Below are 22287 nucleotides of genomic sequence, written 5' to 3'. Positions count from 1 at the left end.
CGTGCCGACCATGACTTCCCCTTCCTCTTCCCGCCCCGGCCTCTGGCGCTGGGCGCTGGTGATCGCACCCGTGCTGCTGGTGCTGCTGATCATCGCCTACGTTGCCGGCTGGCTGAGCCCGCACCGGCTGACGCCCGATCGCTTCATCAATCAGTTCCAGACCAACGGCGGGGTGCATCCGGGCCTGCGCCGCAACCACGCCAAGGGCGTATGCGTCGCGGGTTATTTTCAGGGCAACGACCAGGCCAGCGTGCTGTCGCGTGCGGCCCTGTTTGCCGATGTGCGCACGCCTGTGGTCGGCCGTTTCTCGCTGCCCGGCCCCAACCCGTTAACACCTGACGGCAGCACGCCGGTGCGCGCCATGGCGCTGCGCTTTGCACTGGCCAATGGGCAACAGTGGCGTACCGCCATGCTGAATGCGCCGGTGTTTTCGGTGAACACACCGCAGGCCTTCTATCAGAACCTGGTCGCGCACGCGCCCGACGCGCACACCGGCAAGCCGGACAAGGCAAAGATCGCCGCATTCAACGCCGCGCATCCGGAAATGGCGCCGTTCATGGCCTGGGCCAAGGCCACGGTGCCATCGGCAAGCTTTGCCACGCAGAACTACGGCGGCCTGGACGCCTTCTACGTGACCAACGCCCGGGGACAACGCCACGCCGTGCGCTGGCGCTTCGTACCGCAGGCCAAGGCAACTGATCCGACCGGTAAACCCGACGCCAATGCGCTGGATGCCGACCTGATGCAACGGCTGGCCAACGGCCCGCTGCGCTGGCAACTGGTATTTACCGTGGCCCAAGCCGGCGACCCCACGGCACAAGCCGCCACCGCATGGCCGGCCGACCGGAAGCAGATCACCGCCGGCACCCTGGTGCTGACACGCGCCAGCGGCCAGGCCGAAGGCCCCTGCCGCGACATCAACTACGACCCGACCATCCTGCCCGACGGCATGTCGCTGACCGACGATCCGCTGCCGCCGGCACGCTCGGCCGCCTATGCCGATTCGTTCCGCCGCCGCACCGCCGAAGAAGCCCACCTGCCTGGCTATCCGGCGGCCAAGGAGACTCACTGATGCGCCATTCCGACCGCTCGACCTTCCACCCGCTGGCGCGCCTGCTGCACTGGCTGATGGCCGCGGCGATCATCGCCATGTTGCTGATTGGGCTGGGCATGGTGGCCAGCGTATCGGCGCGGCACGACTGGCTGCTGGCCATTCACAAGCCGCTGGGCATCGCCATTTTGCTACTGGCGATCACGCGCCTGGTGGTGCGCAGGCGGCATCCGCCACCGCCGTTGCCTGCCGACCTTCCCCGGCTGCAGGCATGGGCCGCGCACGCCTCGCACTGGTTGCTGTACGCGCTGATGCTGGCCATGCCGCTGATCGGCTGGGCCATGCTTTCGGCCGGCGGCTATCCGGTCACACTCGGCGCCGGGCTGCAGCTGCCGGCCATCGCGCCGACCAATACCACGCTGTTCGCGGTGCTGCGCGCGGCGCATTCGGTGCTGGCCTACGCCCTGGCACTGACCTTCTTGGCGCATATGGGCGCGGCGCTGTACCACGGCCTGATCCGGCGCGATGGCGTGCTGGCCAGCATGATCGGCGTGCGCCGGAAAACATCGGCCTCAAACTGAACGTGAGGGCGTGATTTAACATCGGTCGCTATGTTCGAATCACGCCAGCACGGCTACGCTACGCGCCATGCATACTTCCTCCACCGCCGACCGCATTCTTGGCGCCGCCCGCGCCCTGTTCGAAGACGGTGGCGAGGCCGCGGTCAGCATGCGGCGTATCGCCGCCCGCGCCGGCATTGCACCGATGACCATCTACCGCCACTTTCCCAATCGCGCCGCCTTGCTGCAGCGCCTTGGGGAAGATGGCACGCGGGAACTGACCGATCGCCTCAGCACGCCGCCAGACACCCCCGACCCTATCGAGCGCCTGCTGGAGCTGCAGGAGGTCTATCTCGATTACGCGCTGAAGCACCCGCAGCTGTTCGAGCCTGGCCTGTTGCGCAGCGGCTCTGATCCCAACCGTTTCCCCGATGATGTGAAGGCCCGCCGCTCGGGCCTGTTCAACGTCATGGCCGACACCATCGCCGATGGCATGGAACAGGGCCGACTGGCCGACGATGACCCGTGGGAAGTGGCGATGACGCTGTGGGCGCACGCCATTGGCCTGATCACGCTGTATCGCGCCGAGCGCTTCACCTACGACGAAGCGGGCTTTCGCGGTTTCTACCGCACCTCGCTGCGGCGCATGCTGTGTGGCCTGGAAGCCGAGCCGTGCACACTGGATTCACCCATGGAACACGCCGGCTGATTCAGCCCTGGGCGCCGCCATCATCGTCGCCGCCGCTGCTGCTGGCGCTGGCCGGGGGCGTCAATATCGGCGGCTTTTGCTGCTTGGGCTGATCGGTGTCACTGCCCTGCTGCGGTGGCGCCATGCGGGCCGGTTCCGCAGTGCGCCGTGAGGGAGGCAGCTGCGGATAATCGCGATCGATGGCGCGCTGATGCTCACGATGCTGGCGCTGTTGCTGGGTGTCGTTGTCCTGCAGCTGCTGCTGCACGACCGCACTGCTGGTCGATTTCTGCCGCATTTGATAGCTGGACTGGCGCTGGCGCTCCTGAATCGAGCTCTGGCGCTGACGCGCATCACGCTGCTGCTGCGCCTGCAGACGCTGGCTCAATGTGTCCTGGCTCGGCTGCGCCAAGGCCGCCAACGGCATTGCGGCCAGCAATACGATGCCAAGGCAAGCCCGGCCGATCCAAGGACGCAACTTGGCGGGGCATGCGCATGTCATATGAATCGGCGATGATACGGCGCTTGTCTCACTGCTCATCCAGACCACTCCTCATCATGCGACGATTCGCCCGACTCATAAGCCCGGCGCTCGCGCTGTTGCTGGCCGCCTGCGCCGGCACGCCGCAGCGTCCCGTTTCCAGTGCGGCCCACGGCGCCCATGCACCGCTGCTGCTGATTTCCATCGATGCCTTTCGGCCTGATTACCTCGACCGCGGCAAGACACCAACGCTCAATGCGATGGCGGCCAGCGGTGTGCGCGCCAAGGCCATGCAGCCTTCGTTCCCGTCGCTGACCTTCCCCAATCACTATACGCTGGTTACCGGTCTGTACCCTGACCACCACGGCATCGTCAACAACAACATGTACGATCCGGCGCTGGGCAAGTTTTCGCTGGGCAACCGCAAGGCCGTGGGCAACGGCCAGTGGTGGGCCGGCGGCGAGCCGATCTGGGTCACCGCCGACAAGCACGGCCTGCAGACGGCCACCATGTTCTGGCCCGGCTCGGGCACCGTAATTCATGGCTATCGGCCCGACCACTTTCGCGCCTACGACGGAAAGTGGACGCCCGACCAGCGCGTGGACCAGGTGCTGAAATGGCTGTCGCTGCCGGCGGCCAAGCGTCCTGACTTCCTGACGCTGTATTTCGACCGCGTCGATCACGCCGGGCATACCTACGGGCCCGATTCGCCGCAGGTGAACCACGCGCTGAAATACGTCGATGACGGCATCGCCCGCCTGGTGGCCGGCCTGAAGGCGCGCGGTCTCTACCAGCACATGAACATCATCGTGGTATCCGATCACGGCATGGCCTCCACGCCGCGCAAGAACATCACCGTGATCGACAAGCTGATCAACTTGAAGCACGTGCGAGTGGTGTCGCTGGGCGTGGTCGCCGGGTTCATTCCCAAGAGCGGTTACACGCAGGAGGTGGAAAAAGCGTTGCTCGGCCATCACGACCACATGACCTGCTGGCGCAAGCAGAACATTCCGGCGCGCTACCACTACGGCGGCAACCCGCGCGTACCGGCGATCACCTGCGCGGCCGACCTGCACTGGCAGATCATGAGCCAGGCCAACGTCACCAAGTACAAGGGCAAGACCATGCTCGGCGATCACGGCTACGACAACGCCGCACCGCAGATGCGTGCCCTGTTCATCGCGCACGGCCCGGCCTTCCGCCAGGGCGCCGTGATCGGCGAATTTCCCAATGTCGACGTGTACCCGCTGATGACGCATCTGCTGGGTCTTCCGGCGCAGACCAACGATGGCCACTTCAGCCAGATCAAGGATGCCCTCAAGGCCAGCCAGCACTGATCACGGACCTGGCACCGCCTTTGGCTGGCCAACAAAAAACCCCGCGCCGGTGACGACGCGGGGTTTTTTGTTGGACCCGATTAGCGCTCAGCCAAGCTTGTCGTCGGCCAGATGGTAGTGCGGATCTTCGGCCATGTTCACCTCGATCATGCCCTTGGCCTTGTTGAGCAGCTCGATGCAATCGGGGCTCAGGTGGCGAAGATGCAGGCGCTTGCCCAGCTTCTGATAGCGATCGGCCAATGCATCGATGGCCTCGATGGCCGAGTGGTCGACCACGCGCGCCTCACGGAACTCGACGATCACATCGTCCGGGTCCTCACGCGGCGTGAACAGGTCGGCGAAGCTGGCGGTGGAGGCGAAGAACAGCGTGCCTTCCAGCTGATAGACCTTGCGACCGTGCTCATCGAGCTTGGCACGGGCATCCATGCGCTTGGCGTGCTGCCAGGCGAACACCAGCGCCGAGATCACCACACCGATCACCACCGCGATGGCAAGATCGGTGAATACGGTCACCACGGTGACTGCCACCACCACCAGCGCATCGGCACGCGGCACCTTGCCGAACACGCGCACACTGCCCCACTCGAAGGTTTTCTCCGAGACCACGAACATCACGCCGACCAGCGCCGCCAGCGGAATGGCTTCGATCAGGCTGGAAGCGAACAGGATGAAGCACAACAGCGCGATACCGGCGACGATGCCGGACAGGCGCCGCGTGGCACCGGCGTTCACGTTGATCATGCTCTGCCCGATCATGGCGCAGCCGCCCATGCTGGAGAACAGCCCGCTGACCACATTGGCCGCGCCCTGCGCCATGCATTCACGGTTGGGCTGACCGCGGGTTTCGGTCATCTCGTCAATCAGGTTGAGCGTCAGCAGCGACTCGGTCAGGCCGATGATCGACAGGATCAGCGCATACGGAAACACGATCGTCAGCGTATGCCAGTTCCACGGCACCGACGGAATATGGAATGGCGGCAGGCCGCCCTTGATCGAGGCCAGGTCGCCCACGGTGCGCGTGTGGATGCCAAACACCTGCGCCACGATCGCAATGATGATGATCGCCGCCAGCGCCGAGGGCACCGCGCGGGTCAGCTTGGGCAGAATGTAGATAATCGCCATACTCAAGGCCACCAGCCCCAGCATCACCAGCATCGGCCCTGCATGCAGCCAGTGCAGCGCACCGTCCGGGCCCGTTTCCTTGAAGTGATGCAACTGCGCCATGAAGATGACGATGGCCAGGCCGTTGACGAAGCCCAGCATCACCGGATGCGGCACCATGCGAATGAACTTGCCGAATTTCAGCGCGCCGAACAGCAACTGGAACAAGCCCAGCAGCACCACGGTGGCGAACAGGTACTCCACGCCGTGCTGCACCACCAGCGCCACCATCACCACCGCCATGGAGCCGGTCGCGCCCGAGATCATGCCGGGACGGCCGCCGAAGATGGCGGTGATCAGGCACATCATGAAGGCCGCATACAGGCCGGTCAGCGGATTGACGTGGGCCACCAGCGCAAAGGCGATGGCTTCGGGCACCAATGCCAGCGCCACAGTCAGGCCCGAGAGGACGTTGTTCTTGGTTTCGGCAATCGATAAGGACACGAGTTTCCCCAGAGAAAGACGCGCTCTCGCCGGCCGCACAAGCCGGTGGCGCGATAAATCAATAAATTGGATCACGAAGCAATACGCCCCGTGCTAGGCGGAGCGTTCCAGGCGGTGAGGCGCAGCGGCGGCGCCTCGTCGTTGGCTGGGCAAACACTTACACTGGACTATGCTCGTTGCGTCGGCGCCGAAAAGCGCGCCGCAGGCTCGACAGACCGACGCTGTGCGCGTCGCTGGAGCGCGCATTGTTGCACGGCAACACAAAGCTCGTCACCCTGCTAGTCCTCCGCCACCCTCGGTCCAGAAGGCCCCATGACCCCGGAACTCAGGCACCTGCGCTACTTCCTGGCCGTGGCCGACGAGCTGCACTTTGGCCGCGCCGCCGAACGTCTGGGCATGTCGCAGCCACCGCTCAGCCAGCAGATTCGCGAGCTGGAACGCCGCATCGGCGTGAAACTGTTCGAGCGCACCAACCGGCGCGTGGCGTTGACCGATGCCGGGACGGCCTTCCGCACCTCGGCGCAGCGCATCCTGGCGCAGATGGATGACGCGGTGGACCTGGCCCAGCGCGTGCAGCGTGGCGAAGCGGGCGAACTGCGCATCGGCTTTACCGCCTCCACGCCGCTCACCGAAACGCTGCCGCGCACCATCTTCGCCTTTCGGCAGGCCTACCCACAGGTACATCTCACGCTGACCGAGATGAACACCCTGCAGCAGCTGACCGCCCTGCACGAGGGCGCCTTGCAGATCGGTATCAGCCGCGGCACGCCATTGCCGGATACGCTGACCGCACGGCCGCTTTTCCGCGATCCGCTGTTGGCGGTAATGCGCGAAGATCATCCGCTGCTCCAGCCGGGACGGCGTGAGCTGGCACTGACCGAGCTGGCCGATTCGCCATTCGTGACCTTTTCGCGCAGCGCCGGCACCGGCATCCACGATCAGATCATCGCGCTGTGCCGCGAGGCCGGTTTCAGCCCACGCATCGCCCAGGAGGCGCGTGAGGCGGCCACCTTGATCGGCCTGGTCTCGGCTGGACTGGGCGTGGCACTGCTGCCAGCCTCGTATCGTCACCTGCGCATCGACAAGGTGGTCTATGTGCCGCTCACCGACGCCGGTGCCGCATCCGTGGTGCAGGCGGTGGTCCGCGCCGACGAACGCTCGGCGCCGGTGCGCGCGTTTCTGGATTTGCTGCCGGCGATGACGATTTAAGCGGCCGCCGGCGCATTGCCCGGCAACGGCGCCAGTCGCGTCAGACGCAGCGCCATCAGCAAGCCGGCCAGCGACAGGCAGGCCGTGAACACCGCCACGCCATGCCAGCCGCGCGTGGCCCAGAACTGGCCACCCAGCGAACCGGCCACACTCGAACCCATGTAGTAGGCAAACAGGTACAGCGAGGAGGCCTGCGCCTTGGAATGCGTGGCGCGGCGCCCTACCCAGCTGGCGACAATGGAGTGCCCGGCAAAAAAGCCGAAGGTCAGCACCGCCATGCCCAGCACGATCGCCCACAATGAGACACACGCGGTCAGGCCGATGCCGGCCAGGCTGATCGCAAAAGCGCTCCACAGCACGCGCCGGCGTCCCAACCGGTTGGCCAGGTGTCCCATCCAGGTGGAACTGAAAATGCCCACCAGGTACACCGCGAAAATCATGCCCACCGCGCTTTGACTCAGGCCGTAGGGCGGCGCCAACAGGCGGTAACCGATGTAGTTGTAGACGGTGACGAACGCGCCCATCAACACGAAGCCCTCGGCAAACAGCCACGGCAGGCCGCGATCACCCAGCAAGCCGACAAAGGCACGCCCCAGCGCAGCCGGTCGCAGGCGCCGCGCCGTGAAGTGACGCGAGGCCGGCAAAATGCGCCAGAACGCCAGCGCCGCCAGCACGCCAACCACACCCATCGCCGCCAGCGCCAGTCGCCAGCCTACGAGGTCCGTCAGCACACCGGTAATCAAGCGCCCGCCCATGCCGCCGACAGCCGTGCCGCCGATGTAAAGCCCCATCGCCAGGCCCACCGAGCGCACATGCATCTCCTCGCTGACGTAAGCCATGGCCACCGCCGGCACGCCGCACAGGCTAAGGCCCATCAACGCGCGCAGCACCAGCATGCCGTGCCAGCTGGGCATGGCCGACAACACCAGCGTCAGCGCGGCCGAGACCAGCAGCGACACCAGCATCACGCGCTTGCGGCCAAAGGCATCGGACACCGCGCCGCCAATCAGCATGGCAAAGGCCAGCACGCCGGTGGTCAGCGACAGCGACAAGCTGGCAGCTGTCGGGCTCAAGTGAAAATCGCGCGAGAACTCCGGCAGCAGCGGCTGCACGTCGTACATCAGGCCGAAGTTGCAGAACCCGGCCAGGAACAAGGCCAGATTCGCTCGCCAGAACAGACGCGTGCCGTGCTCGATATGTGTGGAAGCGCTACCTGCTGCGCTGCTGCCGTCCATCGTTTGAAGGTGCTCGCTGCCAAAGAAAAAGGCGCCGACTGATATCGACGCCCGATTACTTTAGAAGCCCACACCAAGACGATCCATAACCTCATTCGTCATCTTTGATATCTAAAACAAATGAATTTGCGTCAGGCCGCACTAGGCACCAGATGCCCGCGCGTCGGCTCCCGTGGCTGGGCACGCACCGTGGGCACGGCGTCAGGCGCAGCATCCCCCAGCTGGAAAATACGCATGCGCTCGGCCATGGCATCGGCTTGTTCACGCAGGGTGCGGTTGGCGCCAGCCATGTCGTCGACCAGACCGGCATCGGACTGCACCACATCGCTGATGTCCTGCACGGCGGCATCGATCTGCGCCACCGAGGCCGACTGCTCGCGGCTGGCTTCGCTCATCGCCTGGGTGTCCTCGCAGACCCGACGCACGCCTTCCACAATGTCCTTCAGGCGCTGATCGGACTGTCCGGCCAGTTCACTGCCGCGACGGGCGTTGTCCACGGCCTCCTCGACCAGTCCCTTGATCTCCTTGGCCGAGCTGGCACAGCGCTGGGCCAGATTGCGCACCTCGGAGGCGACCACGGCAAAGCCGCGCCCGTGCTCGCCGGCGCGCGCCGCTTCCACCGCCGCGTTCAGGGCCAGCAGGTTGGTCTGGAAAGCAATTTCGTCGATCAGGCCAGTCACGGCGGCGATGCGCTGGTTGCTGGCATCGATCGCACCCATCGCCTGCATCGCGCGGGCCACCACTTCGCTACCGGCCTGCGCATGCTCGCGTACATCCAGCGCCATGCGCTCGGCGCTGGCGGCACGCGAGGCGGTATCGGTCGACGACTCGGCCAGCTGACGCAGCTGCGCGGTGGCCTGCTCCAGCGCCGCGGCCTGACGCTGTGTGCGCGAGGCCAGTTCGCCACTGCCGCGCTCCACATGCATGGACGCGCTGTGCACCGAGCCGGCGCTGTCGCGCACGTCGGTGACCATGCCGGCCAGTGCGCGGTCCATGTCGCCCAGCGCCATCATCACCTGAGAAAGCTCGTCGTTGCCGCGACGATCCACCTGGTGCCCCAGCTGTCCACCGGCAATACCGCGTGCCAGTGAACGGGCCGAACCCAGGCCGCGCAGCAGGCGGCGCAGCATCCAAAGGTCCATCACCAGCGCTATGGCCAGACCCACCACGAACACACCGACCATCAGCAGGCCGGCACGATCCAGCAGCCGGTCCTCACTGACATAACGGGCCTGGCCACTGGCCGAGGCCTGCGCCAGCACGTTGCTGATTTCGGTCTGCAGCGAAGCAAACGTCGGTTGCAGCAGGTAATCGTCGTTCTGCTGCACCTGGTTGTAGTCGTTGGCCTTGAGCGCCTTGGCGGTGTCGGCCAGCGCCTTGTCCAGCGCCTGTTTCAGGTGCACCAACTGAGCCATGTTCTTGGACTTGGCCGCTTCCGGTGCCACTTTCTCGTAGTTGGACCACATGCGCGCCATCAGCTCGCGGTCGGTGGCCAGGTTGCTGACGGCGGTATCGCGCTGCGAGTCGAGCTTGAGCTGCAAGGCCTTGTCGACATCGGCGATGGCGCTCTGGTAATTGCTGGCCAGGCGTCCGACCACGCTGGCGGTGGCCAACTCGCGGCTGTACATGTCATGCAACGCCCCGCGCGCCTTGACCATGGCGGCAAAGCCCAGCGTGGCGGCCACCACTCCGGCGACCAGGATCACGGCGATGCGCAGCAGGTAGCTGTCACGAAGGCCGGGACGGCGTAGGCGTGCCCGCGCACGCTGCAGAAAATTTGCAAACATGAAGCATCTACCATGGGGACGGCCCCACCATTTCAGCGCCTCATGTTTGCCGATCAATGACGGTCGGGCGGCACGTTGTGACAAAGCCGCCCGACGCGTTGCACTACACGTTGAGCGTTTTCATCATCACCGACTGATAGCGGTCGCCAACGGCCGCGTCCAGCGGAAAGGCACGATCCAGCGCCTGACGCTCATCGGCGCTGAGCGATACCTCAAGCGCGCCCAGGTTGTCATCCAGATACGCCATGCGCTTGGTACCGGGAATGGGTACCACATGCGTGTCGCGCGCCAGCACCCAGGCCAGCGCCAGCTGTGCCGGCGTGCAGCCCCTGGCCTGCGCCATCTCGCGCACGGTATCGGCCAGCTTGAGGTTGCGCTGGAAGTTCTCGCCCTGGAAACGCGGGTTGATGCGCCGGAAATCATCGTCGGCAAAATCATCCGGGCTCTTGATGGCGCCGGTGAGAAAGCCACGCCCCAGCGGACTGTAGGCGACAAAGCCGATGCCCAGGCGCTGACAGGTATCGAGCACCTCGCGCTCGGGGTCGCGCGTCCACAGCGAGTACTCGGTCTGGATCGCCGTTACCGGATGCACCGCATGAGCGCGTTCAATGGTCGCCGGCGAGGCTTCGGACAAGCCGATGTGCCCAATCTTGCCGGCCTTCACCAAATCGGCCAGCGCGCCCATGGTGTCTTCGATCGGCGTGTCCGGATCGATGCGGTGCTGGTAGTAAAGATCGATATGCTCCACGCCCAGGCGCTCCAGGCTGGCATCGCAGCAGGCGCGCACGTACTCGGGACGGCCATTGATGCCGCGGCGTGTGGGATCTGCCGGATCGCGCACAATGCCAAACTTGGTGGCCAGAAACACCGCATCGCGACGATCGGCGATGGCCTTGCCGACCAGCCGCTCATTGGTATGCGGGCCGTAGATATCGGCGGTATCCAGAAAATTGAGGCCGGCATCGAGCGCATGATGAATCACCCGGATCGACTCGGCGTCATCGCCCTGGCCATAGAACTCGCTCATGCCCATACAACCTAGGCCAAGCGCGGAAACTTCGGGGCCATTCGGGCCCAGGCGTCGCATCTTCATGCATCACTCCTGTTTAAGAAGGACCGCTGCGCCGGGCACCACCCTCAGCGCAGCGGCTTGCGGGGGATGTGCAGTGTGCGCCTTGCCATTGCACGCAGAAAGACCAAAAATCTTGATTGGCCATGAAGACAAACTAATCAATGCGTGATCATCCCACTGCGGTACTGCGTGCATTCCAGCGCATTGCCGAATGCGGCAGCTTCACGCGGGCCGCGCACGAACTGGAAGTCACCGCCTCGGCGCTCAGCCAGACGCTGCGTCAACTGGAAGCGCGCCTGGGCGTGCGCCTGCTCCATCGCACCACGCGCCGGGTCGGACTGACCGAGGCCGGGCGCGACTTTCTGGCGCGCATCAATCCGGCGCTGACGGCAATTGACGACGCCATGGAAAGCGCCCAGCAATACGCGGCCCGACCGTCCGGCACCTTGCGCCTGACCACGGCCAAGGCGGCCATGATCGAAGCGGTGATTCCGGCCTTTCTCGAGGTCTATCCCGAGATCACCCTCGATGTGCACGTGGACAACGCCCTGACCGACCTGATCGCCGGCGGCTTTGATGCCGGCATTCGCATTGGCGAGCGGCTGGAGCGCGACATGGTGGCCATGCCGTTGACCGGGCCGATGCGCTCGCGCGTGGCCGCCAGCCCTTCCTATCTGGCCCGTCACGGCACGCCGCAACACCCGCACGATCTGCAGCAGCACAACTGCATCCGCCAGCGCTTTGCCAGCAACGGCGCCACCTACCGCTGGGAGTTTGCCGAACGCGGACGCTGGTTCGAAATCGACACCGAGGGCAACCTGATCGCCAACGAAAGCCAGCTCAGCATCGCCGCGGCGCGTGCCGGACTGGGCCTGGTGCACCTGCCCGAGCCCATCTTGCTGGACGACCTGAACGCCGGGCATCTGGTCAGCGTGCTCGATGACTGGCTGCCGCCGTACGATGGGCTGTATCTGTACTACCCCTCGCGCTTTCATGTGCCACCGAAATTGCGCGTGTTCATCGATTTTGTGCGTGACTATCTCAGCGAGCACATCCACCCATCCCCGCAAGGAGCCCACGATGACCCTGACCCGACCCTTGCTGACCGGCGCCGCGCTGATGCTGGCGCTGAGCGCGTGCTCCCGGCACGGCGCTGACGCGAACTCCACCACGCCAGGCGCCGCGTCGAGCACGACCACCGATGCGCCCAGCCAGCACACCGCAGCGGACGGCGCGCAGGCCACCGCATCGCGCTCGTTGTCACTGAATCTTGCCGGCACCTGGCAGCCGGTCAGCCACGCCTACATGAGCGCGGGGGAACTGCGCATTGGCGCCGGCACATTGCAATGGAAGCCCTGTGGCACGCGCACGTTCAAGGTCGCGGCCAGTTCCTCGCAGGGCGCCACGCTGCGCCTGGCCGGCATGTGTTCGCTGGGCGATCAGAACCAAAGCCGCTTCAACGTGATCCGCCTGCAGCCCAAGCCCAATGGCTGCGACGCCGAGCTGACCCTACTCGGCCCCGACGCCAAGGGCCAGGGCACACAGCTGCTGGCCCGCGGCCTGTATAGCCGCAAGGGCTGCAAGGCCAGCTCCAATACCAACCCATCAAGTAACGGTGACGCCGGCGAGGATACGTCCGGCCCGTCATCGCACCTACAGCATTTTGAAGATGCCAAGCTGGCGCTCAGCCTGGACTACCCGGCCGGATTTACCCTGAAACACGGCTTCTCTCACCAGTACCTGCTGGGTACCGACTGGAAGGTCTACGCCGACAAGCAAAGCCACGGCACGCCACAACTGGCGCTGGTGCTCGATGGCTCCAACAAGATCACCGCCGCGCAGCTGCGCATCGGCACCAGCACCGATGCCACCGCACTCAAGCAGTGTCTGACGCCACCGTCGGCGGCCAGCAAGGACCCTCAGGGCTACGTCAACATCAACGGCACGCCGTTCTACAGCTTTCGCGCTGGCGATGCCGGCATGAGCCACTACGTGACCACGCGCAGCTATCGCGTGGTACAGAACGGGCGATGCTACGCGGTGGACTTGATCGTCAGCGGCACCAACCCGAAGGTCTACAACCCGCCGGCCAAGCCGCCGTTCTCGCACGAGCAGGCGTTCGCCAAGTTGGAGCAGGCGCTGCACGGCCTGCACCTGAAGCCATCGGCCGACTGAGGCGCGTCTAGCTGCGCGCCAGACGCTGCACGGTCTGGCGGTAGCGCGCGGCAATCCGGGCCTGGTCGCGGTGCTGGAAATCGCGCACCTGCCAGCGCCCGGCCACCATCACATCGCGCACCAGCGGATCGTTGCCGGCAAACACCAGGCTGTCCAGCAACACACGCCCCTCGCGCGCGGCCAGCCAGGGCGAATCTTCGTCCAGCACCAGCGCGTCGGCGCGCGCGCCCGGAGCCAGGCGCCCCATATCGATACCGGCCGCCTGCGCCCCACCCTGCAAGGCATGCGCGAACAACTCCGCCCCCACATGCGCGTAGGCCTTGCGCGCGGCCACGTTGCGCTGACGCGCCCGTAGCCGCTGCCCGTATTCCAGCCAGCGCAGTTCCTCGACCAGCGAAATAGAGCTGTTGGAATCGGAGCCGATACCGAAGCGACCGCCGGCATCCAGATAATCGGCCAGCGGGAACAAGCCATCGCCCAGATTGGCCTCGGTGCTCGGACAAAGGCCCGCGACGGCGCCGCTGTGCGCCAGATCGCGCGTCTCGCCTGCATCCATGTGCGTGGCATGCACCAGACACCAGCGCGCATCCACCGGCGCGTGGTCCAGCAACCAGCGCACCGGCCGCGCGCCGCGCTGTGCGATGCAGTCATCCACCTCGGCGGCCTGTTCGGCAATGTGGATATGGATGGGCCCGGACGAGAGCTCGGCATCGGCCAGCACCTCGGCCAGCGGCGCCTGCGGCACGGCGCGCAGGGAATGGATCGCCATGCCGACGGTAAGCTGCGAGGCATTCAGGGCGCGCAGACGCTGATGCAGACGCGCGTAAGCCTCCACGCTGTGCCCGAAGCGGCGCTGGTGTTCGGCCAGCGGACGCTCGTCAAAGCCACCGGTCATGTACAGCACCGGCAACAGCGTCAGGCCGATGCCGGCTTCCTCGGCCGCCTCGACCAGCGCCAGCGACATCGCCTCGGGCGTGGCGTAAGCCGAGCCGTCGGGTTGATGATGCAGGTAATGAAATTCACAGACCTGCGTGTAGCCGGCGCGCAGCATTTCCACATACAGCTGCGCGGCAATGGCCTTCAGGTCGTCCGGCGACAGCCGTGCGGCAAAGCCGTACATGGTCTGGCGCCAGGTCCAGAAGCTGTCATCGCCCTCGCCCCGACGCTCAGCCAGGCCGGCCATGGCACGCTGAAAGGCATGCGAGTGCAGGTTCGCCATGCCCGGCAGGATGTGTCGCCCCGGCGGTGGCCAAGCGACGGCATCCGCGGGCGCCTGGTCGGCCGCATGCAGCAAGCCGCCGGCCATGCACAGCGTCGGATTTAAATGACGGGTTTGATTGCGCGTAGTCATGACCGCCAAGCATGCCCACGGCCCCGGCACTGGGCAACCGGAAGCTGAACAAGCGCCCGCACAGTGCACCGGAAATCCACGCGGGCCGGGCATACTTGGGTGCATGGCCAATAGCAAAAGCAGTCATCCCGCAAAGCTGGTGGTGCGCCAGGCGCAACTCACCGATGTCCCGCAACTGGTCGAGCTGACCGCCGGCGTCTACAGCAAGGAATGGGGCCACTCGGCCGAAATGCTGCGCGGCCAGCAGGCGCACTTCGCGCAGGGCCAGTTCGTCGCCGAGTACGAAGGCAGGATCGTCGGCTACTGCGCCACCTTCCGCATCGACGAATCGGCCGCACTGTCGCCGCACACCTGGACGCAGATCACCGGCGGCGGCTTTGGCTCGCGTCATGACCCACAGGGCGACTGGCTGTACGGCATGGAAGTGGTGGTCGATCCGGCCTACCGCGGCATGCGCATCGGCCAGCGGCTGTATTCGGCGCGCAAGCGCCTGTGCACGGAGCTGAAGCTGCGCGGCATCGTGTTCGGCGGACGTCTGCCGGGCCTGGCCAAGCGCCGCGCCAAGTACAAGAACGCGCAGGATTACGTGCAGGCCGTGGTCGAAGGCAAACTGCGCGATCAGACCCTGAGCTTCCAGCTGCGCAATGGCTTTGAGGTGATCGGCCTGCTGCCCGAATACGTCCCCTCCGACCATGAGTCGCTGGGCTTTGCCACGCACCTGGTATGGCGCAATCCCTCACTGCACGACCATCCGGACGTGCCGCACGTCTCCGGTGGCCCGCCGCTGCCGAACAACGTGCGCCTGGCCTCGGTGCAATATCAGCAACGACGTATCACCTCGTTCGATGAGTTTGCCCGTCAGGTGGAATACTTCACCGACATTGCCGCCGACTACAACGCGGACTTTGTCACCTTCCCCGAACTGATCACGCTGCAGCTGCTGTCGATCGAGAACGAGGAACTGCCACCGGTGCAGACCATCCGCAAGCTCAGCGAATGGACGCCGCAGGTCAAGGAGCTGTTCAGCCGTCTGGCCGTGCGCTACAACATCAACATCATCGGCGGCTCGCACCCGACGCTGATGGACGATGGCGACATTCACAATGTGTGCTACGTCTGTCTGCGAGATGGCGCCATCCACGAGCAGGAAAAGCTGCACCCCACGCCCAGCGAACGCAATGTCTGGAACATTACTGGCGGCGACAGCGCCACCATGATCCAGACCGATTGCGGCCCCATCGGCGTGATGATCTGCTACGACTCGGAATTTCCCGAAGTAGCCCGCCACCTCACCGACCAGGGCGCGCTGATCCTGTTCACGCCATTCTGTACCGACGTGCGCGAAGGTTATCTGCGCGTGCGCTACAGCTGTCAGGCACGGGCCATCGAAAACCAGTGCTACGTGGTCATGTCGGGCAACGTCGGCAACCTCCCCGGGGTAAACAATTTCGACATCCAGTACGGTCAGAGCTGCATCCTGACACCGTGCGACTTCCCGTTCGCGCGTGACGGCATCGCCGCCGATTCCACGCCGAACATCGAAACGGTGCTGTTTGCCGATCTCAGTCTGGAAAGCCTGGCCCGTTCGCGCAACAACGGCACCGTGCAGAACCTCAAGGACCGACGCTTCGATCTGTACGAGATGCGCTGGCGTCGCCGGCCGGGCTGAGCGTTCAGCCCGGCATCATTCAGCTGAATCTGCCATAATGGGGGGATGTCAGAGCCCTCTTCACCTTCATCGCAAAAGTCCACCAATCCACGTCTGCAGGCACTGCTGGGCCATGAGTTCTTCGCCCCGCATCACTGGCGACGACGGATTGCACTATGGACAGGCGCGGTGCTGGTGGCGCTGGCGGCCATCGTTTTTGCCAAGGCCAGTGACTGGTCGTTTCACCTGTTCCAGATCATTCTGGGCTATGGCATCTGGATTCCGTTGATCCTCACCCCGGTGGTTTTCGGTCTGCTGGCATGGGTCACCGAGGGCCGCCTGCGCGCCACGCGTGGTTCAGGTATTCCGCAGGTCATCGGCACCCTGCACATCGCCAATGAAGGTTTCCGTCAGCGCATGCTGGCGCTGCCGATTGCCGCCTGCAAGATGCTGCTGACGCTGATCGCGCTGGCGGTGGGTGCTTCGATCGGCCGCGAAGGCCCGACCGTGCACGTGGGCGCGGGCCTGTTCTACAGCCTGGGCCGGCGTTTTGGCTTTACCGATCCCAAGGCCGCCTCGCGCTTCATTCTGGCCGGAGGCGCGGCCGGCATCGCCGCCGCCTTCAACACCCCGCTGGCCGGCGTGGTGTTCGCCATTGAGGAGCTGGCCGGCGCCTTCGAACACCGCTTCTCCGGTCTGCTGCTGACCGCCGTGATCGTCGGCGGTGTGGTGTCGCTGGGCATCATGGGCAACTACTCCTACTTCGGCGAAGTGCAGGCCAGCCTGCCTCTGCAGCAGGCATGGGTCGCGGTGCTGGCCACCGGTCTCGTTGGCGGCCTGCTGGGCGGCATCTTCGCGCGCCTCATTTTGCTCAGCCGACGCGGTCCACTGGCTTATATCGGCCGTATCCGTGCCCGTGCACCGGTACTTTTTGCGGCCTTCTGCGGCCTGACCCTGGCCGTGCTGGGCGTGATCTCGCACAACAGCATCTACGGCACCGGTTACGATCAGGCCCGCGCCTTCGTACAGGAGGCGGCTGTCACTCCGGGACAAAGCTTTGGCATCATCAAGCTGTTCGCCAACGTGGTCTCGTACTGGGCCGGCATTCCGGGCGGCATCTTCTCTCCGGCACTGGCCGTGGGCGCCGGCCTGGGCCACAACATCGCCCACTTCCTGCCGGGCACCCCAGAAGCGGCCATCGTGCTGCTGGGCATGAGCGCGTACCTTTCCGGCGTGACCGGCGCGCCGCTGACTTCGGCGGTGATTGCCATGGAGCTGACCGACAATCAGGACATGGTGATCCCGATCATGGCCGCCTGCCTGATTGCCCGCGCCGCCGCCTCGCTGTTCAGCCCGACGCCGGTATACAAGGACTTTGCCGAGCGCATGGTGCAGGACTTCGAACGCCAGCAGGCCGCGCAAGCCGAAGCCGCCGAAAAGGCCAAGGCCGAGGCCGAGGCACTGAAGAATGCCCGCGATACCAGCGCCTTCGACGAGCCGTCCGCGCCCAGCGAACAGGAGGCCGCCGACGATGCCGCTGAAGATGGTGTGCGCAAGCAGCAGGCGGAAGGTGAAAATCCGTCGGCCGAACCGGCGCCGCCGACGCCCGAGCCACCCACTCCGGGCGATGAGCAACCGCCGGCACCACCGCCGCGCGAGCACTAATTCCGATCCATCGCGAACGCCCCGCCCGCCGGGGCGTTCGCTTTTTTGGACTGCCGCCAACTGGCGCCCGGGGCACGCAGGCGCCTACCATGGCCGGCCACCACCTGCCGCCCGGGGACACCATGACTGCACCGCAATGGGATCTGCTGCTGACCGACGCCACGCTGGCCTGCTTTGACACAAGCCACGGCTACGGCCTGCGCGAGCACGCGGCGCTGGCCTGCAAGGATGGCGCGATTGCCTGGGTCGGCGCCATGACCGACCTGCCCGGCCCGGCCGAGGCGCTAGCCGAAAACGTGCGCGCGCTCGATGGCGCGCTGGTCACCCCCGGCCTGGTCGACTGCCATACGCATCTGGTGTTCGGCGGCCGGCGTGACCGCGAATTCGAAATGCGGCTGGAAGGGGTCAGCTATCAGGACATTGCCCGCGCCGGTGGCGGCATTGTTTCCACCGTCCGCGACACCCGCGCCGCCGACGAAGACGCCCTGCTGGCGCAGTCGCTGCCGCGCGCCCGCGCGCTTGTCGCCGATGGCGTGACCACGCTGGAAATCAAGTCCGGTTACGGGCTTGATCTTGCCAGCGAGCGCCGCATGCTGCGCACGGCGCGCCGTATCGGGCAGATACTGGGCATTGATGTGCGCACCAGTTTCCTGGGGCTGCACGCACTGCCCCCGGAATTTTCCGACGACCGCACCGGTTACGTCGACGCCGTCTGCGGGCAAATGCTGCCGACACTGGCCGAGGAAGGCCTGATCGACGCCGTGGATGCGTTCTGCGAAGGCATCGGCTTCACGCGCGAGGAAACCCGGCACGTATTCGAGGTGGCCCACCGCCTGGAGTTGCCGGTAAAGCTGCACGCCGAGCAGCTGTCCGATCTGGACGGCGCGGCGCTGGTGGCCGAGTTTGGCGGCTTGTCCGCCGATCACCTCGAACATCTGTCGGCCTCGGGCATCCGCGCCATGGCCGAGGCCGGCACCGTCGCCGTGCTGCTGCCTGGCGCCTTTTATGCACTGCGCGACACCAAATTGCCACCCATCCAGGCGCTGCGCGAGCACGGCGTGGCGATGGCGGTGGCGACCGATCTCAACCCCGGCACCTCGCCGCTGCTGTCGCTGCGCCTGAGCGCCAATATGGCCTGCACGCTGTTTCGACTGACACCGGAAGAAGCGCTGCGCGGCGTTACCGTGCACGGCGCCAGGGCACTGGGTCTCAAGGACCGCGGCACACTCGCCGTGGGCCAGCGCGCCGACCTTGCGATCTGGCAGGCGAGCGCGCCGGCTGAGCTGTGCTACTGGATCGGCGGGCCGCTGCTAAAGGCAAGCTATGCCGCCGGCCGGCCGTTGTTCAAGGCCAACTGAGGTCGGTCCAGCGCCGTTATCTAGTGCGTGGTGAAGCTCTCGCCGCAGCCACACTCGCCGGTGGCATTGGGGTTTTCGAACACGAAGGTGGTGTTGAGCCCCTTGCGCTGGAAATCGATGACAGTGCCGTCGACCAGCGGCAGGCTCTTGGCGTCGACAATCAGGCGTACACCGTCCACTTCCATGACCTGATCGGCCTCGTCCACGCTTCGAGCCAGCTCAACGACGTACTCGAAGCCTGAACAGCCGGTCGGCCTGACGCCAAAACGCACCCCGGCAGCCCCGGCATCCCGGGTCAGGAAGTCGCGCATACGCTGGCGGGCGGTTTCAGTGATCTGGATCGACATAATCTTTCGGCATGCTCGGGTGCGGGAAGATGCGCTCGTACATTATCATGAGCGTTTGGTTCTACGCGTCGATATGCGGCGCCTCTTACGGAGTTTCAATTCATGGCGGTGGTCAGCGTCAAGCAGGCACTGGGTGGTTCCTTGCCCGAGGGAAGTGAAGTCACGGTACGCGGCTGGGTGCGTACGCGGCGCGATTCCAAGGCCGGCCTCTCGTTCGTCAATCTGAGCGATGGCTCCTGCTTCGACCCGATTCAGGTGGTGGCAGCCAATACGCTGTCCAACTACGAGGATGGGGTGAAAAAACTCACCGCCGGCGCCTCGCTGATCGCCACCGGCACGCTGGTGCCCTCGCAGGGCAAGGGCCAGGGATTCGAGATCCAGGCCACGGACATCGAGGTGGTGGGCCTGGTCGACGACCCGGAAACCTACCCCATCCAGCCCAAGGCGCACTCGATGGAGTTTCTGCGCGAAGTGGCCCATCTGCGCCCGCGCACCAACCTGTTCGGTGCGGTCACGCGCATGCGCCATACCATCATGATGGCCATTCATGGTTTTCTTACCGCCGAAGGCTTCAGCTGGATCAACACGCCGATCATCACTACCTCCGACGCCGAAGGCGCCGGCGACATGTTCCGCCTGTCCACGCTGGACCTGGCCAACCTGCCGCGTGATGACAAGGGCGCCGTCGACTTCAGCAAGGACTTCTTCGGCCGCGAGGCGTTTCTTACCGTGTCCGGCCAGCTCAATGTCGAAGCCTACTGCCTGGCCATGAGCAAGGTCTACACCTTCGGCCCGACCTTCCGCGCGGAAAACTCCAACACTCCTCGTCACCTGGCCGAGTTCTGGATGGTGGAGCCGGAAATCGCCTTCGCCGACCTCAATGACAACGCCGACCTGGCCGAGCGTTTCCTGAAACACATCTTCAGGACCGTGCTGGAAGAGCGTGCCGACGATATGGCGTTTTTCGCCCAGCGCGTGCAACCGGACGCCATCACCCGTCTGGAGGCATTCGTCGACGCGCCGTTTGAGCGCGTGGAATACACCGACGCCATCGAGATCCTCAAGAACGCCGACAAGAAGTTCGAATACGCCGTCGATTGGGGCGTGGACCTGCAGACCGAGCACGAGCGTTATCTGGTTGAGCAGCATTTCGGCCGACCGGTGGTGGTCATGAACTACCCCGAGGCGATCAAGGCCTTCTACATGCGCCTGAACGACGATGGCCGCACCGTGGCCGCGATGGACGTGCTGGCGCCGGGCATCGGTGAAATCATCGGCGGCGCCCAACGCGAGGACCGACTGGACGTGCTGGACCGGCGCATGCGCCAGTTTGGCCTGGATCCGGCCACCTATGGCTGGTATCGCGACCTGCGCCGCTACGGCAGCGTGCCGCACGCCGGCTTTGGTCTGGGCTTTGAGCGCCTACTGTGCTATGTGTGCGGGCTTGCCAATATCCGTGACGCTATCCCGTATCCCCGAGCCGCGGGCAGCGCCGAGTTCTAAATCCCCACGTTCCGGCCACCATGCCTTTGCATCGATCCAAACGCCTGATCACCGTGGCGCTGGCGCTAGCCTTGAGTGCATGCGCCAGCAGTCCTCTCGCCCCGCCCAAGCAAGACGGCAACTCGAACATGAGTCGCCAGGCGGTGTTGAAGAAGCTGGCCAAGACACCCACCTGTTGCGGCAGCTTCGCCGATTTCGATTTCCAGAAGGCGCTGCCACCCAAGCTCAAGCGCTTTCGCATCGGTCCGGGTGACCCGGTGGCCGACTTCAACGGCAGCCGCAGCTATTTCCTGCCCTTGAAACTGCCGACCGACAAGAAGACGCCCTACAAGGTGGTTTTCAAGTCCAAGCTGACAGGTGGACGCTGGTTGCAGGCCAGCTATCTGTTTGCACCCACCGTGGTCACGCTTGATGCGCGCTTCCGTCCGATCCGCACCGAGGATGTGCAGCTGTGCGAGTACATGGGCTGGACCGACGCTACCTCCGGCGCTTTCGGCAGCTTTACCGTGCAGGACCCGATGGCTCGCTACCTGGTGGTCTACAGCTCTGGCCAGCAGCAGAACGGCAGTACGTACTGGGAACAGTCGCCAACCTCGTATTCAGCCGAAAATTCGGTACAGATGACGGCCAAGGGCAGCTTCCAGATCCCGCATGGCCCCAATGGCGTCATTTACATAGGCCAGCTGACCGACCGCTATCGCAGCGTGCTGGAGAACGCCATCTGCGGTAAGCCCAAGCCGACCGGCAAGGGCGTGTTCTCCACGTTACGTTCGGTGGTGATGCCACGCAGCCGCCATGGCTCGTGAGCATGGCCTGCCATCGGATACACTGGACGGCTAGATCGCTAGTGGAAGACAGAACGTGCTGAACGTGCTCTACATCGTGCTGCTGCTGGCCGGCGCCATCGGTTTCGGCCTGCACCTGTACGCCCAGTACCGCTTTGCCCGGCTGATGCGCACGCGTTATCCCAAGCAATGGAACATCGTGGCCAAACCCGAACGCGGCAAGCCCAGTGGCATGCGCACCTGGGCGCGCCTGCAGCACGTATTGCGCTCGGAGGCACCGATGATGTTCGAAGATGCCGAGCTCACCCGCTGGCATCGCATGTGGCGCTTCGCGCCGCTACTGGCCTGGCCATGCTGGATTGGCGCGCTGGCGCTGCAGGTCGCGATGCATCGCTGACCTGTCCCTTTCGAAACCCCGAACCAAGGAGTA

20 protein-coding genes are annotated in these 22287 nt (G+C 65.1%); 13 read left to right on the top strand and 7 right to left on the bottom strand.

Going from position 1 to position 22287, the window contains the following annotated elements:
* Positions 1 to 10 precede the first annotated feature (10 nt).
* The 3 genes from HBF24_RS01005 to HBF24_RS00995 all read left to right on the top strand — a co-directional run bounded on the left by HBF24_RS01005 (position 11) and on the right by HBF24_RS00995 (position 2320).
* Positions 11 to 1072, top strand: a complete 1062-nt coding sequence (locus HBF24_RS01005) for a catalase family peroxidase (RefSeq protein WP_206064111.1) — start codon at positions 11 to 13, stop codon at positions 1070 to 1072.
* Complete coding sequence (locus HBF24_RS01000; protein WP_167167595.1) at positions 1072 to 1632, top strand: cytochrome b; 561 nt, start codon at positions 1072 to 1074, stop codon at positions 1630 to 1632. Before HBF24_RS01005 ends, HBF24_RS01000 begins: the two co-directional genes overlap by 1 nt.
* Positions 1633 to 1699: 67 nt before the next feature.
* Positions 1700 to 2320, top strand: coding sequence for a TetR/AcrR family transcriptional regulator (locus tag HBF24_RS00995; RefSeq protein WP_167167592.1), 621 nt, complete (start codon positions 1700 to 1702; stop codon positions 2318 to 2320).
* Between the two features lies 1 nt (position 2321).
* On the opposite strand, the gene HBF24_RS00990 is transcribed toward HBF24_RS00995, so the two are convergent.
* Positions 2322 to 2687, bottom strand: a complete 366-nt coding sequence (locus tag HBF24_RS00990; protein ID WP_167167589.1) for a hypothetical protein — start codon at positions 2685 to 2687, stop codon at positions 2322 to 2324.
* A 170-nt stretch (positions 2688 to 2857) separates the two neighbouring features.
* Here HBF24_RS00990 and HBF24_RS00985 point away from each other — a divergent pair, with 170 nt between their 5' ends.
* Complete coding sequence (locus HBF24_RS00985; protein WP_167167586.1) at positions 2858 to 4117, top strand: ectonucleotide pyrophosphatase/phosphodiesterase; 1260 nt, start codon at positions 2858 to 2860, stop codon at positions 4115 to 4117.
* Positions 4118 to 4204: 87 nt separating this feature from the next.
* Here HBF24_RS00985 and HBF24_RS00980 read toward each other — a convergent pair whose 3' ends face one another.
* Positions 4205 to 5722: a SulP family inorganic anion transporter gene (locus HBF24_RS00980; RefSeq protein WP_167167583.1), complete on the bottom strand. Its 1518-nt coding sequence runs from the start codon at positions 5720 to 5722 to the stop codon at positions 4205 to 4207.
* 312 nt (positions 5723 to 6034) lie between these two features.
* Between HBF24_RS00980 and HBF24_RS00975 the strand changes: the two genes are divergently transcribed.
* Positions 6035 to 6931 (top strand): LysR substrate-binding domain-containing protein, encoded by an 897-nt coding sequence (locus tag HBF24_RS00975; RefSeq protein ID WP_167167580.1) that lies wholly within the window; start codon positions 6035 to 6037, stop codon positions 6929 to 6931.
* Here HBF24_RS00975 and HBF24_RS00970 read toward each other — a convergent pair.
* From HBF24_RS00970 to HBF24_RS00960, 3 genes are all read right to left on the bottom strand, one after another.
* The gene (locus tag HBF24_RS00970; protein ID WP_167167578.1) at positions 6928 to 8166 is read right to left on the bottom strand and encodes an MFS transporter; all 1239 of its coding nucleotides are present in this window, start codon (positions 8164 to 8166) and stop codon (positions 6928 to 6930) included. The two genes, HBF24_RS00975 and HBF24_RS00970, sit on opposite strands and share 4 nt — an antisense overlap.
* A gap of 131 nt (positions 8167 to 8297) precedes the next feature.
* Entirely contained in the window at positions 8298 to 9953 is a 1656-nt protein-coding gene (locus tag HBF24_RS00965; protein ID WP_167167575.1) for a methyl-accepting chemotaxis protein, read from the bottom strand.
* Between the two features lie 103 nt (positions 9954 to 10056).
* Positions 10057 to 11046, bottom strand: a complete 990-nt coding sequence (locus tag HBF24_RS00960; RefSeq protein ID WP_167167572.1) for an aldo/keto reductase — start codon at positions 11044 to 11046, stop codon at positions 10057 to 10059.
* A 140-nt stretch (positions 11047 to 11186) separates the two neighbouring features.
* Here HBF24_RS00960 and HBF24_RS00955 point away from each other — a divergent pair, with 140 nt between their 5' ends.
* Positions 11187 to 12182 carry a LysR family transcriptional regulator gene (locus HBF24_RS00955; protein WP_167167569.1) on the top strand — a complete coding sequence of 332 codons (996 nt, stop codon included), beginning with the start codon at positions 11187 to 11189 and terminating at the stop codon, positions 12180 to 12182.
* Positions 12106 to 13200: a hypothetical protein gene (locus tag HBF24_RS00950; RefSeq protein ID WP_167167566.1), complete on the top strand. Its 1095-nt coding sequence runs from the start codon at positions 12106 to 12108 to the stop codon at positions 13198 to 13200. Before HBF24_RS00955 ends, HBF24_RS00950 begins: the two co-directional genes overlap by 77 nt.
* Before the next feature lie 7 nt (positions 13201 to 13207).
* Here the strand turns inward: HBF24_RS00950 and HBF24_RS00945 are convergent, their stop codons facing one another.
* A complete protein-coding gene (locus HBF24_RS00945; RefSeq protein WP_167167563.1) occupies positions 13208 to 14551 on the bottom strand; it encodes a formimidoylglutamate deiminase in 1344 nt (447 codons plus the stop codon).
* A 103-nt stretch (positions 14552 to 14654) separates the two neighbouring features.
* On the opposite strand from HBF24_RS00945, the gene HBF24_RS00940 reads away from it, so the two are divergent.
* The 3 genes from HBF24_RS00940 to hutI all read left to right on the top strand — a co-directional run bounded on the left by HBF24_RS00940 (position 14655) and on the right by hutI (position 19222).
* The gene (locus HBF24_RS00940) at positions 14655 to 16220 is read left to right on the top strand and encodes a bifunctional GNAT family N-acetyltransferase/carbon-nitrogen hydrolase family protein (protein ID WP_167167561.1); all 1566 of its coding nucleotides are present in this window, start codon (positions 14655 to 14657) and stop codon (positions 16218 to 16220) included.
* A 45-nt stretch (positions 16221 to 16265) separates the two neighbouring features.
* Complete coding sequence (locus HBF24_RS00935) at positions 16266 to 17864, top strand: chloride channel protein (protein ID WP_167167558.1); 1599 nt, start codon at positions 16266 to 16268, stop codon at positions 17862 to 17864.
* 122 nt (positions 17865 to 17986) lie between these two features.
* Complete coding sequence (gene hutI, locus HBF24_RS00930; protein ID WP_167167555.1) at positions 17987 to 19222, top strand: imidazolonepropionase; 1236 nt, start codon at positions 17987 to 17989, stop codon at positions 19220 to 19222.
* Between the two features lie 20 nt (positions 19223 to 19242).
* Here the strand turns inward: hutI and HBF24_RS00925 are convergent, their stop codons facing one another.
* A complete protein-coding gene (locus HBF24_RS00925) occupies positions 19243 to 19569 on the bottom strand; it encodes an iron-sulfur cluster assembly accessory protein (RefSeq protein WP_167167552.1) in 327 nt (108 codons plus the stop codon).
* Between the two features lie 102 nt (positions 19570 to 19671).
* On the opposite strand from HBF24_RS00925, the gene asnS reads away from it, so the two are divergent.
* The 3 genes from asnS to HBF24_RS00910 are packed head-to-tail and all read left to right on the top strand — an operon-like array spanning position 19672 to position 22254.
* The gene (gene asnS, locus HBF24_RS00920) at positions 19672 to 21072 is read left to right on the top strand and encodes an asparagine--tRNA ligase (RefSeq protein ID WP_167167549.1); all 1401 of its coding nucleotides are present in this window, start codon (positions 19672 to 19674) and stop codon (positions 21070 to 21072) included.
* Between the two features lie 20 nt (positions 21073 to 21092).
* Entirely contained in the window at positions 21093 to 21878 is a 786-nt protein-coding gene (locus HBF24_RS00915; protein WP_167167546.1) for a MalM family protein, read from the top strand.
* 55 nt (positions 21879 to 21933) lie between these two features.
* Entirely contained in the window at positions 21934 to 22254 is a 321-nt protein-coding gene (locus HBF24_RS00910; protein ID WP_343162678.1) for a hypothetical protein, read from the top strand.
* Positions 22255 to 22287 lie beyond the last annotated feature (33 nt).

The organism is Oleiagrimonas sp. C23AA (assembly GCF_011759385.1).
Taxonomy (GTDB): Bacteria; Pseudomonadota; Gammaproteobacteria; order Xanthomonadales; family Rhodanobacteraceae; genus Oleiagrimonas.
Note: the sequence above shows the minus strand (reverse complement) of the source record. Positions and strands in the feature narration are given on the sequence as shown.

Coding starts and splice junctions, on each gene's coding strand:
- HBF24_RS00995 (WP_167167592.1), top strand. CDS start 1,700: ATGCATACTTCCTCCACCGCCGACCGCATTCTTGGCGCCGCCCGCGCC.
- asnS (WP_167167549.1), top strand. CDS start 19,672: ATGGCGGTGGTCAGCGTCAAGCAGGCACTGGGTGGTTCCTTGCCCGAG.
- HBF24_RS01005 (WP_206064111.1), top strand. CDS start 11: ATGACTTCCCCTTCCTCTTCCCGCCCCGGCCTCTGGCGCTGGGCGCTG.
- HBF24_RS01000 (WP_167167595.1), top strand. CDS start 1,072: ATGCGCCATTCCGACCGCTCGACCTTCCACCCGCTGGCGCGCCTGCTG.
- HBF24_RS00960 (WP_167167572.1), bottom strand. CDS start 11,046: ATGAAGATGCGACGCCTGGGCCCGAATGGCCCCGAAGTTTCCGCGCTT.
- hutI (WP_167167555.1), top strand. CDS start 17,987: ATGACTGCACCGCAATGGGATCTGCTGCTGACCGACGCCACGCTGGCC.
- HBF24_RS00935 (WP_167167558.1), top strand. CDS start 16,266: ATGTCAGAGCCCTCTTCACCTTCATCGCAAAAGTCCACCAATCCACGT.
- HBF24_RS00975 (WP_167167580.1), top strand. CDS start 6,035: ATGACCCCGGAACTCAGGCACCTGCGCTACTTCCTGGCCGTGGCCGAC.
- HBF24_RS00915 (WP_167167546.1), top strand. CDS start 21,093: ATGCCTTTGCATCGATCCAAACGCCTGATCACCGTGGCGCTGGCGCTA.
- HBF24_RS00955 (WP_167167569.1), top strand. CDS start 11,187: ATGCGTGATCATCCCACTGCGGTACTGCGTGCATTCCAGCGCATTGCC.
- HBF24_RS00970 (WP_167167578.1), bottom strand. CDS start 8,166: ATGGACGGCAGCAGCGCAGCAGGTAGCGCTTCCACACATATCGAGCAC.
- HBF24_RS00985 (WP_167167586.1), top strand. CDS start 2,858: ATGCGACGATTCGCCCGACTCATAAGCCCGGCGCTCGCGCTGTTGCTG.
- HBF24_RS00940 (WP_167167561.1), top strand. CDS start 14,655: ATGGCCAATAGCAAAAGCAGTCATCCCGCAAAGCTGGTGGTGCGCCAG.
- HBF24_RS00965 (WP_167167575.1), bottom strand. CDS start 9,953: ATGTTTGCAAATTTTCTGCAGCGTGCGCGGGCACGCCTACGCCGTCCC.
- HBF24_RS00950 (WP_167167566.1), top strand. CDS start 12,106: ATGACCCTGACCCGACCCTTGCTGACCGGCGCCGCGCTGATGCTGGCG.
- HBF24_RS00925 (WP_167167552.1), bottom strand. CDS start 19,569: ATGTCGATCCAGATCACTGAAACCGCCCGCCAGCGTATGCGCGACTTC.
- HBF24_RS00945 (WP_167167563.1), bottom strand. CDS start 14,551: ATGACTACGCGCAATCAAACCCGTCATTTAAATCCGACGCTGTGCATG.